Origin of the sequence: Streptomyces sp. NPDC001093 (assembly GCF_040298985.1) — a bacterium.
Classification (GTDB): Bacteria; Actinomycetota; Actinomycetes; order Streptomycetales; family Streptomycetaceae; genus Streptomyces.
Map to the genome: position 1 here is coordinate 44,492 of NZ_JBEPBF010000065.1, position 9,693 is coordinate 54,184.

At 72.1% G+C, this 9,693-nt stretch carries 12 protein-coding genes; 3 read left to right on the forward strand and 9 right to left on the reverse strand.

Annotated elements, in window-relative coordinates; translation table 11 throughout:
• Positions 1 to 100: 100 nt before the first annotated feature.
• From ABT288_RS28225 to ABT288_RS28250, 6 genes are all read right to left on the reverse strand, one after another.
• A complete protein-coding gene (locus tag ABT288_RS28225; RefSeq protein ID WP_351613302.1) occupies positions 101 to 247 on the reverse strand; it encodes a hypothetical protein in 147 nt (48 codons plus the stop codon).
• A gap of 120 nt (positions 248 to 367) precedes the next feature.
• Positions 368 to 832 (reverse strand): hypothetical protein, encoded by a 465-nt coding sequence (locus ABT288_RS28230; RefSeq protein ID WP_351613305.1) that lies wholly within the window; start codon positions 830 to 832, stop codon positions 368 to 370.
• The gene (locus ABT288_RS28235) at positions 829 to 1,542 is read right to left on the reverse strand and encodes a TetR/AcrR family transcriptional regulator (RefSeq protein ID WP_351613308.1); all 714 of its coding nucleotides are present in this window, start codon (positions 1,540 to 1,542) and stop codon (positions 829 to 831) included. Before ABT288_RS28235 ends, ABT288_RS28230 begins: the two co-directional genes overlap by 4 nt.
• Before the next feature lie 64 nt (positions 1,543 to 1,606).
• On the reverse strand, positions 1,607 to 2,533 hold the full coding sequence (locus ABT288_RS28240) for an MBL fold metallo-hydrolase (protein WP_351613311.1): 927 nt from the start codon (positions 2,531 to 2,533) through the stop codon (positions 1,607 to 1,609).
• A 1-nt stretch (position 2,534) separates the two neighbouring features.
• Entirely contained in the window at positions 2,535 to 2,834 is a 300-nt protein-coding gene (locus tag ABT288_RS28245) for an antibiotic biosynthesis monooxygenase family protein (protein ID WP_351613314.1), read from the reverse strand.
• 102 nt (positions 2,835 to 2,936) lie between these two features.
• The gene (locus tag ABT288_RS28250) at positions 2,937 to 4,403 is read right to left on the reverse strand and encodes an MFS transporter (RefSeq protein ID WP_351613316.1); all 1,467 of its coding nucleotides are present in this window, start codon (positions 4,401 to 4,403) and stop codon (positions 2,937 to 2,939) included.
• 178 nt (positions 4,404 to 4,581) lie between these two features.
• On the opposite strand from ABT288_RS28250, the gene ABT288_RS28255 reads away from it, so the two are divergent.
• Positions 4,582 to 5,085 carry a MarR family winged helix-turn-helix transcriptional regulator gene (locus tag ABT288_RS28255; RefSeq protein ID WP_351613319.1) on the forward strand — a complete coding sequence of 168 codons (504 nt, stop codon included), beginning with the start codon at positions 4,582 to 4,584 and terminating at the stop codon, positions 5,083 to 5,085.
• A 21-nt stretch (positions 5,086 to 5,106) separates the two neighbouring features.
• On the opposite strand, the gene ABT288_RS28260 is transcribed toward ABT288_RS28255, so the two are convergent.
• Both ABT288_RS28260 and ABT288_RS28265 read right to left on the reverse strand, forming a co-directional pair.
• Positions 5,107 to 5,997, reverse strand: a complete 891-nt coding sequence (locus ABT288_RS28260; RefSeq protein ID WP_351613322.1) for an MBL fold metallo-hydrolase — start codon at positions 5,995 to 5,997, stop codon at positions 5,107 to 5,109.
• Positions 5,984 to 7,537 carry a class I adenylate-forming enzyme family protein gene (locus tag ABT288_RS28265; RefSeq protein WP_351613325.1) on the reverse strand — a complete coding sequence of 518 codons (1,554 nt, stop codon included), beginning with the start codon at positions 7,535 to 7,537 and terminating at the stop codon, positions 5,984 to 5,986. The genes ABT288_RS28260 and ABT288_RS28265 overlap by 14 nt, the downstream gene beginning before the upstream one ends.
• A 215-nt stretch (positions 7,538 to 7,752) precedes the next feature.
• Here ABT288_RS28265 and ABT288_RS28270 point away from each other — a divergent pair, with 215 nt between their 5' ends.
• A complete protein-coding gene (locus tag ABT288_RS28270; protein ID WP_351613327.1) occupies positions 7,753 to 8,205 on the forward strand; it encodes a nuclear transport factor 2 family protein in 453 nt (150 codons plus the stop codon).
• Between the two features lie 315 nt (positions 8,206 to 8,520).
• Here ABT288_RS28270 and ABT288_RS28275 read toward each other — a convergent pair whose 3' ends face one another.
• Complete coding sequence (locus ABT288_RS28275; RefSeq protein WP_351613330.1) at positions 8,521 to 9,294, reverse strand: VOC family protein; 774 nt, start codon at positions 9,292 to 9,294, stop codon at positions 8,521 to 8,523.
• A gap of 191 nt (positions 9,295 to 9,485) precedes the next feature.
• Here ABT288_RS28275 and ABT288_RS28280 point away from each other — a divergent pair.
• A partial coding sequence (locus tag ABT288_RS28280) for an SCO2400 family protein (protein WP_502972845.1) occupies positions 9,486 to 9,693 on the forward strand: 208 nt, incomplete at its 3' end.

Here is a 9,693-nt window from a genome sequence, read left to right on the forward strand (position 1 = left end):
CCGCTGGACAAGGCTTGCGGAAGTCCCCGGGACATGCCTGTGGCCTGCGACGGAACGTTCCGCGTCGCAGGCCACAGGAATGCGGGTGGGTCGGTTTCGGTCAGCGCACGAGCCGCCAGACCAGCCAGGCGTCCAGGGCGCTCCAGGCACTGAAGGCCGTCGTACGGACCCAGCTCACGCGCAGCAGATGGGCATGGACGGGCGCCGAGAAGTGCCGGGCGAGCGCGACCCGGTCGGGCATGGCCACGGCCAAGGAGTACGGCAGCACCGCTGGACAAAGCTTGCGGAAGTCCCCGGGACATGCCTGTGGCCTGCGACGGAACGTTCCGCGTCGCAGGCCACAGGAATGCGGGTGGGTCGGTTTCGGTCAGCGCACGAGCCGCCAGACCAGCCAGGCGTCCAAGGCGCTCCAGGCACTGAAGGCCGTCGTACGGACCCAGCTGACGCGCAGCAGATGGGCATGGACGGGCGCCGAGAAGTGCCGGGCGAGCGCGACCCGGTCGGGCATGGCCACGGCACCGGAGAGCGCCATGATCGCGGCCAGCAGCAGCACCGACAGCACCGCCGCCCAGAGCGGGACCACCGCGCCCCTGGCCACCAGGAGCGCCACCGACGTCACGCCGGCCACCAGCAGGCCGGGCGCGAGGACCCGCCAGAACATCTGGTTGTGAGCGGCCATGTACGACTCCGACGCGCCCTCACGGAGCCTGGCCACCACGGGGTAGTCCATCAGCTGCAGGGTCCAGACGAACCCGGTCGTGTAGAGGACGGCCAGGGTCTGGGCCAGCACCAGGGCGGCGGTGACCCCGCGCGGGGCGGTGAGGCAGGTCATCGTCGCTCGCCGGTCCTCTCGTCCGGGCGTGACCGGGCGACCGGCGGCTTGTCCCAGAGCAGATGCAGCTCCTGCCAGTCGGGGCACGGCTGGGGCAGCTCCGCGGGTTCCGGAGACGCGGCGCGGCGCAGCCCCTCCAGGGTCATGTGGAGGTAGCGCAGCCGCAGTTGCCGGACGCGCTCGGGCCGGCCGGGGATGCGTGTCCTGAGGTGCACCAGAAGCAGGACGAGATCGGCCGCGCCGACGTCCTGCCGGAGCGCTCCTTCGGACCGGGCGCCCTCCAGGAGGGCGTCGATCGCGGTGTGCAGCCGAGCCGACGCCTCCTCGACCTCCGGCGTGCCGGGCAGGATGCCGCCGATCAGCGGCAGCAGGCTGCTGGTCGGAGCGCTGACGGCGTCACACAGGAAACGGACCAGCGCGTCCCAGCCGCTGTGCTCGTCGGCTGCCGCGCGGGCGGCCTCGGTGAGCCGGTCCATACTGACGACCCGCACATGCTGGGCCAGCGCCACCTTCCCCCGGTACCGGCGGTAGAAACTGCCCATGCCTATTCCGGCCCGGCGGGCGATCTCGGTCACGGAGACCGTCCAGCCGACCTCCGCGAGCGCCTGGTGCGCGGCGCGGAGCAGACGTTCGTCGTTGCGTTCGGCTTCCCGGCGGCGGCCACGCGGTGCCGGGGTCGGTGCCGGGACGGGTGCGGGGCTTGCGGGCACAAGGCGGCTCCTTGGCTTCGGGGTGGCGACGGGCGGTCACGCGGCACGGTGCAAAGGGACGCGGTCACGCGGCACAGTGCGGATGGGCCCCGCAGAAGTCGACCATCTCCCCGAACACGGCCGGCACGTCCAGCGGTGCGCCCGGCTCGGCACCGCGCTCCTCCGCGTACGCCCGGTGCAGGTTGACCACCAGGCGTTCGCTGTCGGCGAGTTGGGCGTACCGTCCCAGGTCCGTGGCCCGGGCGAGCGCCAGCGGATCCAGGCCCTCGGCGATGCCCCGGCGCGCCACGGCGCGCACCCACCGCAGGTAGTCGGCGTCCGCGTCCAGCAGTTCGGGTCCGCCGACCGGTCCGTGCCCCGGCACCACGACCAGCGGCTGAAGGGCCCGCAACCGGTCGAGCACGCGCAGGGATCCCGCGACCGATCCCATGAGCGTGAACGGGGTGGCGCCGGAGAAGACCAGGTCGCCGGTGAACAGCACGCGTGGCCCGGGAAGCCAGACGACCGCGTCGCCCGCCGTGTGTCCCGGACCGAAGTGGATCAGCTCGATCCGGAACCCGGACGTCGGCAGAGTCATACGGTCGTCGAACACCACCTCGGGAGCGCCCGCCTCCACATGCCCCCACCGCACGTCGGGCCACAGCGTCGTGAGCGCCAGTCCGTGCTCGGCCATCTCGTCGGCCGCTGTGCGGTGGGCGACCACGGTGGCCTGTCCGAAGAGGTGGTTGCCGAAGGTGTGGTCGCCGTGGCTGTGGGTGTTGACCAGGATGTCGACAGGGGCCGGGCTGAGCTGCTCGACCACGTCGCGCAGCCGGCGGGCCCGCGCCTCGGTCGCCGCGGTGTCCACGAGTACGGGCCCGCTGCGGGCCAGCACGACACCGGCGTTGTTCAGGCACCAGCCGCCGTCCGGCTGGAGGTAGGCGTAGACGCCCTCCTCGATCTCCTCGACCTCGTGCACCGGTGCCACCGGGCTGCTGGGGACGACCGGCATCTCACACCTCCAGCGGCGGCGCGTCGAGCACGGGACGGCAGACGGTCGGCCGCCCGGTCGCGAACGCGGCCAGCGGGCGCAGGCGTGCGACGACCTCGCGGCGAGCCAGGGCGGCCTGCAGCGACTGCTCGTCCTGCCACTCCGCGACGTTCACATAGGTCGGGTCGGCGCCTTCGGAACGGAGCAGCCTGTGGTGCAGAAAGCCGGGCTGCGCCCGCATGATTTCGGAGACTTTCGTGAATGCGCGCTCAAATCCCTCGGCGGATCCGTGGACTTGGAAGACATTGACGAGAACTATCACGTGAACACCCTTTTCTTCCTCGGTCTGGGATGCGGTCGCAAAAGGCCCGGGCCCGACGACGGGGGAAGGCGTCGGACCCGGGCCGGCACAGCAGGCGGTGCGCTACTCGCCGACGGCGACCGCGGACCGCGTCACCTCGGGGACGGCGACCGGCTCGCCCTGCGCGGTCACCGCCCGCACCGGCCGGGGCATCAGCAGGGCGGTGACGGCACCGAGGGCGACGAAGGTGAAGCCGACCCACAGGGCCACGTGCATGCCGTGGATGTAGTGCGCCGGGCTGTCGTAGCCGCCGTGCCCGGCGAACACCGCGGCGAGCACGGCCACACCGAACACTCCGCCGAGTTCACGGATCGCGTTGTTGGCACCGGAGGCGATGCCCTCCTCCTCGCGGCGCACCGCGCCCATGACGACGTTGCCCGCCGGGCCGAAGTACAGACCCATGCCGAAGCCGTTGCAGACGAAGGCGGGCACGAGGGACAGGAACGAACTGCCGGTCGTGATGGACAGGGCCAGCCAGAGCAGGCCCACGCTCTGCAGGGCCAGACCGGCCACGATGATCGGCTTGCCGCCGATCCGGTCGGACAGGCCGCCGCCCAGCGGGGCCGCGATGAGCACCACCCCGGTCCACGCCAGGAAGCGCAGCCCCGCGGCGAACGGCGAGTAGCCGAGCGCGGCCTGCAGGTACTGGGTGATCAGGAAGATCGAGCCGAACATTCCGAAGAACATGAACAGCGACAGCAGGTTCACCGTGGTGAAGGCGCGCCCGGCGAAGAGCCGCATGGGCAGCATCGGGTGCGGTGTGCGCAGCTCCCAGGCGACGAACGCCGCCAGCACCACCAGGCCGCCGATGCCCGAACCCAGGGTCTGCGCGCTGGTCCAGCCCTCCGCGTCACCCCGGATGATCGACACCACGACGCCGAGCAGGCCGAGGCAGGCGAGCACGGTACCCGCCAGGTCGAGCTTGGCCGCCGGCCCGAAGCTCTCCGTCAGCCAGCTCCAGGAGAGGGCGAGGAGCACCGCGCCGATCGGCACGTTCAGCCAGAAGATCCACTGCCAGGACGCGCTCTCGGTGATGAAGCCGCCGATCACCGGGCCCAGGGCGACGCCCAGGCCGCCCACTCCGCCCCACACGCCGAGCGCCGCTCCTCGCTTGCTCGGCGGGACCGCGGCGGAGAGCAGGGTGAGGGTCAGCGGCAGCACGATGGCCGAGCCGAGGCCCTGGATCGCGCGGGCCGCGATGAGCACGCCGATGCCCGGGGCGAGCGCGGCCATCGCCGACGCCCCGGTGAACAGGGTGAGGCCCGCGATGAACAGCCGGCGGCGCCCGAAGCGCTCGGCCAGCGCGGAGGCCGTGAGCAGGAAGACGGCGAAGGTGAGGGTGTAGGCGTTGACCGTCCACTCCAGGCCTTCGAGACCGGTGTGCAGATGCTCCCGGATCTTCGTCAGCGCGGTCGTGACGACGAGTTGGTCGAGGGACACCATGAAAGTGGCGACGGCGGTCACGGTCATGGTGCGGCCGAAATGACCGGTCGTGGCCTCGGACGCATCCGGAGAGGTGGTGCTGTCCATCTCCGACTCCTTTGGATTTCGAATGGACTGCGGATTGATGTGAGGTGTCTGGAAGGGCCGTTCTCGCGACCTTGCGCACTTCCGGAGAGCGCCGCACCGGGCGTGACAAATGCGGTGGGGCGTGAAACAGTTAGCCTGGAAACTGCGACACCGTCAGGGTAGACAGGAGAGAGTTAACATGTCAACTGAAGCGGGTGTCACGCCCGATGAGGCCCCCGCCGCGACCGGAACCGCCGGGCCGGAGTTCCGGGCATGGATCTCCCTGGCGCACACCTACGGCCATGTCTCCAAGGCGCTCGACCGCTCACTGACCCAGGAACACGGCATCTCCCTCGCCTGGTTCGAGGTGCTGGCCCGGCTCAACAACGCGGAGGGCCGGCGGATGCGCCTGCTGCAGCTCAGCCGCGACCTTGTCGTCTCCAAGGCGAGCGTGACCAAACTCGTCGACCGCATGGAACTCGCCGGGCTGGTACGCCGGGAGACGCCCCAGGAGGACAAGCGAGCCGTCTACGCTGCGCTCACGCAGCACGGCAGCGCCACACTGGAGAAGGCGCTGCCGCTGCAGGTCCACAACATCCGGCAGGCGCTCTCCTGCCTGGGGCGGGACGAACTTCAGAGCCTGCAGAGCATGCTCGACGACGTCATCCGCGGGTTCGACGCCCAGTGGCGCACGAAGGGCTGAGCCCGGCCGGCCCCGGGCCGCTCACCACTCGACGGCACCGATGTCGAGCGGCTGCGGCGGCCGGCCCCGCATCCGCGCGACCAGACCCAGCAGCCGTTCGTGCAGTTCCCCGGCCGGCCGGTGACAGCGGTCGCCGTGGCCGGGCAGCACCCAGCTGAAGCGGGCCTGCTCGGCCAGCCGCAGCAGCGACTCGGCCAGCTCCGCACGCGAGTACCAGACCACCGTCTCGAACACCTCGAGGTCCTGCGCGGTCCGCGACCAGTAGAGGGTGTCACCGGTGAAGCAGTACCGCTCGTCCACGACGTACACCACGCTGCCCCGGGTGTGGCCGGGTACGGGTCGCGCGGTCACCCCCGGGAGCACGTCGACCGGCTCCCGGCCGCGCAGCACCGTGTCGGCGTACGGCGCGGCGTCCCGGTCGCCCTCGTGGATCCACACCCGGGCGCCGAAGTGCCGTGCGAAACGCTGTGCGTGGGCGGTGTGGTCGCGGTGGGTCAGCAGGACGTGCGCGATGCCGCCCAGCTCCTCGTACGAGGCGGCGACGGCCGGTGTCCAGCGTGGCGTGTCCACCAGCAGATTGCCCTCCGGGCGGCGCACCAGGTAGGCGTTGGCCCCGAAGGTCCGGGCCGAGTTGTGCCCGCACAGATGGACCTCGCCGTCCAGGCGCATCGGGAAGGGGGCCGCCGGGAGCTCACCGGGGCCGCGCCGGATCGCCCGCACCGGACAGGCGACCGCCGCCCGCGCCAGGGCCAGCTCCTCCGCCTCGTCGGCCGGCTGACGGAGCAGTACCGAGCGGGCGCCGGCCTCGACGACCGTTTCCGGCGCCAGTTGGCGGGCCACGTCGCAGTTGACGCAGTTCTCGCGGATCTCCCAGGCGGGTCCGGCCTGCCCCCGCTGCTCAGCCGCCGACAAGTCGGCCCCTGAGTTCGTCGCGGGCCACCTTGCCGGTGGCGAGCCGCGGTATCTCGGAGACGACCTCCAGGCGGCGGATGCGCTGACCGGCGGTCAGGTCGGCGTTCACCGCGTCCAGAACCGCGGCGGGGTCCGCGCCTGCGCCGTCCTCGAACACGACGAAGGCCGCCGCGGACGCACCGAGCACCGGATCGGGCACCCCGACGACCGCACAGCCCTGGACCGCCGGGTGGGCGTCCAGCCTGCGCTCCACCGCGGTCGGCGACACCAGCTCGCCCCCGCACCGGAAGCAGTCCTTGACCCGGTCGAACAGGAAGAGGTAGCCGTCCTCGTCCAGATGCCCCATGTCCCCCGTGGCGAGCCAGCCGTCCTCGTCCACCGCAGAGGGCCCGGAGTGGCCCAGATACCCCTGCATCACATGCGGACCGTGGATCTGGATCTCCCCGATTCCGTACGCCGGCAGGACCTTCGCGGACTCGGGGTCGACGATCCGGATCCGGGTGCCGTCCAGGGGCAGCCCCACAGAACCGGCACGGGGTGCGTCGGGGTCGTCCGAGGACGCCAGCGACGAGGTCTCGCACATGCCGTACCCCTGGAGCAGCGGGAGACCGAAGGTGTCCGCCAGGGCGCGCACGACGCGCGGGGGAACGGCGGTGCCCCCGGACGCCATCAGGGTGACCGTGTCCAGGCGCAGGCCGGGCAGCGCGGGGTCGGCCGCGAGCTGCAGCAGGCGTACCGGGAACGTGTAGTAGTGCGTCGCGGCGGTGCGGTTGGCCAGCTCGATGGCCTCGGCCGGGCGCGCACTCGCGCACAGGACCTGCGTCGCCGCGACGGAGACCGCGGTGTTCATGTGCATCGGGTGGTAGATCGGCAGGTGGAGCAGGACCGTCGAAGAGGAGTCGACGCGGTGCGCCGCCGCCATCTGGGCCGCGTTCACCTTGACGTTGCGGTGGCTGAGCCGGACGGCCTTGGGCACCCCCGTGGAACCGCTGGTGAACAGGATCACGGCCCCCTCCTCCTCGGCCGGGGCCGCCGGGTGCCAGTCCCCGTCACCGGAGCCGTCCGGCAGGTCCTCCCCGAGGACCAGCACCCGCCGCAGGTCCGGAAGCGTGTCCAGCAGCGGCAGCAGCCGCTCCCGCACCTCGGGCGGCACGACCGCCAGACGGGCCTTCGACAGCCTCAGTACGTGCGCCAGGACGGGCGCGGGCAGCAGCGGATTGACCACGGCGGCCGTACCGCCCGCCCGCAGGATCCCGTAGTACACGGCGGGGAACCGCGGATCGAGCGCCTGGGCGACGGCCACCGTACCCGGCGGCTCGTCGAACACCTGGTGCAGCGTCCGGGCCCAGTCCGTCGCGGCCGCGTCCAGCGCGGCGTAGGAGATCTCCGCATCACCACTGCGGACCGCCACCCGTGCCGGGTGGGCGTGTGCCGCCCGGGCGAGCAGCGCGTCGACCGGCCCCTCCGCCCAGCGCAGGGGGCGGGCGGGGGCCTGTGGCGATGTCTCGGCGGTCAGCGGCGCCGTCTCGGTTCGGGTCATCTCGTCCTCGTCTCCGGCAGTCGTGTGACGGCGGCCCGCGCAGGCGGTGCCGCACGAGCGCCGACCTTGGTGAGACGGGCTCAAGGGCCGCTGTAGACCGGGTCAAGACGGGCACACGGCGCCTTTGACCCGGCCTGGAGCGGACCTTGAGCCGGCGCACCCAGCCTGCCGGTGCACCTCACCAGTCACCGATCACGCCTCGAGGAGGCTCCCTCATGGTCCAGGCGACCGCAGTGGCACCCGTACCGGTCAGCACGGAGGTCTACCAGGATCTCCAGCACTTCTACGCCCGTCAGATGCAGTCCACGGACGACCTCGACGTGCCGGCGTGGGCGGGCAGCTTCACGGAGGACGGCGTCTTCGCCACCAACGCGTTCCCCGAACCCCTCACCGGCCGGGCCGCGATCGCCGCGCACTGCGAACGGGCCTTCGCCGCGCAGGCCGAGGCAGGGATCGTCCGCCGTCATGTCATGACGATGCTGGCGGCCGACCATGCGACGGGCCCGGACGGCGACCGGGTCCACACCCGGTCGTACGTCATGGTGCTGGAGACCCGGCGCGGCGAGAAGCCGGTGATCTACTGCAGCACGCTGTGCGAGGACGTCCTCACCCGGGTGGACGGCGACTGGCAGGTGGTCCGACGCCAGGTCCACCGCGACGACCTGTGAGTTCAGCAGGCCCTCGCGTTCCGGGACGCGCAGGGTCCGGGTGAGCGCCTTCGGGGCGATGCCGTCCAGGCGGCACGGTTCGGCGAAGCGCATCATGGGACCGCGCCAACTGCCGTTGCCACACGAGAAGTTCCCGTGCCCGGCCGCCGTATGCACGCCATCGTCCGGGCACTCCCGTGGCGCCCGCTCCGGGTCAGGGCCGCACCCCGAGACGCCCGTCCCGCCGGTGTCCCGCAAGACGCCCGCGGGACGGGTCACGTCAACTTCGCCATGGGCGGACGAGCCAAGGAGAGCAGCAGCATCCCCCCAGTGACCTCAGGGCCGGCGCGGGTCCGGCCTGAGGACCGCGAAGACCGCCTGGGCCGGGTCGGCCAGCCAGGCGATGCGGCCGACGCCGGGGACGTTCGCCGCCGGCATCAGCACCGAGCCGCCGCTGTCGCCCACCGCCGTGACGATCGCGTCCGCGTCGGCCACGGCGAAGTACGGCACCCAGCGGGCGTCCTCCCGGTCGTCCCGCAGCGGTGCCACACCGCCGAAGGAGCCCTCGTCCTGGTCGCCCTCGCCGATGCTGAGCACCTGGTACGTCATGCCCGGCGCCTGCATCTCCTGCGACCGCCAGCCGAACAGCCCGTGGTAGAAGCCGATGGCCGCCCGCGGGTCACGGACGTGCAGTTCGACCCACACCAGCGCACCTTCCTCCGACGCCCGCTGCAGACCCTGCCCGTTCTGCAGCACCGCGAACTGCGCGCCCTGCGGATCGGTGAACTGGGCGAAGGTGGTCTCGCCCATGCCGGCCGGCTCGGCGCGCACCGTGCCGCCGGAGTCGGTCACGGCCCGGGCGGTGGCCCGGGCGTCGTCGGTGCGGAAGTACGTCATCCAGGCGGATCTCGCCCCCTGCTCCGTCAGCGGGCCGAGGCCGGCCACCATACCGCCGTTCTTCTGGAAGAAGCCGTAGCCGCCGCCCTGCGGGCCCGCGGAGGCGAACTCCCAGCCGAAGACGGCGCCGTAGAAGGCGACGGCCGCCTGTGTGTCCGGGCTGCCGAGGTCGATCCAGATGGGCGATCCGGTGCGGAACTCTGTGCCGAGCATGCGTCTCCTCCTGCCGGTCCGGTGCGGAAGCCGCCCGCCACTATGCCGACGGTCCGGGTCGGTCCCGGCCGGGACACGGGAAAAGAACCCCGCGAATCTGCGCAGGAGTGACACATGTGCTGCACACAGCCTTTCGAAAGGCTCGTTACCGTGACGGTCGCCCGCTCTCCCAGGACTCAGGAAGACCACAGATGGACTACTGCTCCTCGTGCCGTCGGCATCTCAACGGCGCCCTGGTCTGTCCCGGGTGCGGTGCCTACGCCCCGGACATAGCCCCGCCCCGCGCCCACGCCGGTGTCACGCCCGCACCGCTCGCCGCCGACAGCTGGTTCGACGCCGGGCAGCCCGCCGCCGAGCCGTCCGCCGGCCTCGCCGACACGGCCACGGACGTGCCGCCCG

Excerpts from the sequence above, each read along its gene's own strand:
- ABT288_RS28265 (WP_351613325.1), bottom strand. The coding sequence starts at position 7,537 with ATGACCCGAACCGAGACGGCGCCGCTGACCGCCGAGACATCGCCACAG.
- ABT288_RS28275 (WP_351613330.1), bottom strand. The coding sequence starts at position 9,294 with ATGCTCGGCACAGAGTTCCGCACCGGATCGCCCATCTGGATCGACCTC.
- ABT288_RS28250 (WP_351613316.1), bottom strand. The coding sequence starts at position 4,403 with ATGGACAGCACCACCTCTCCGGATGCGTCCGAGGCCACGACCGGTCAT.
- ABT288_RS28230 (WP_351613305.1), bottom strand. The coding sequence starts at position 832 with ATGACCTGCCTCACCGCCCCGCGCGGGGTCACCGCCGCCCTGGTGCTG.
- ABT288_RS28255 (WP_351613319.1), top strand. The coding sequence starts at position 4,582 with ATGTCAACTGAAGCGGGTGTCACGCCCGATGAGGCCCCCGCCGCGACC.
- ABT288_RS28270 (WP_351613327.1), top strand. The coding sequence starts at position 7,753 with ATGGTCCAGGCGACCGCAGTGGCACCCGTACCGGTCAGCACGGAGGTC.
- ABT288_RS28240 (WP_351613311.1), bottom strand. The coding sequence starts at position 2,533 with ATGCCGGTCGTCCCCAGCAGCCCGGTGGCACCGGTGCACGAGGTCGAG.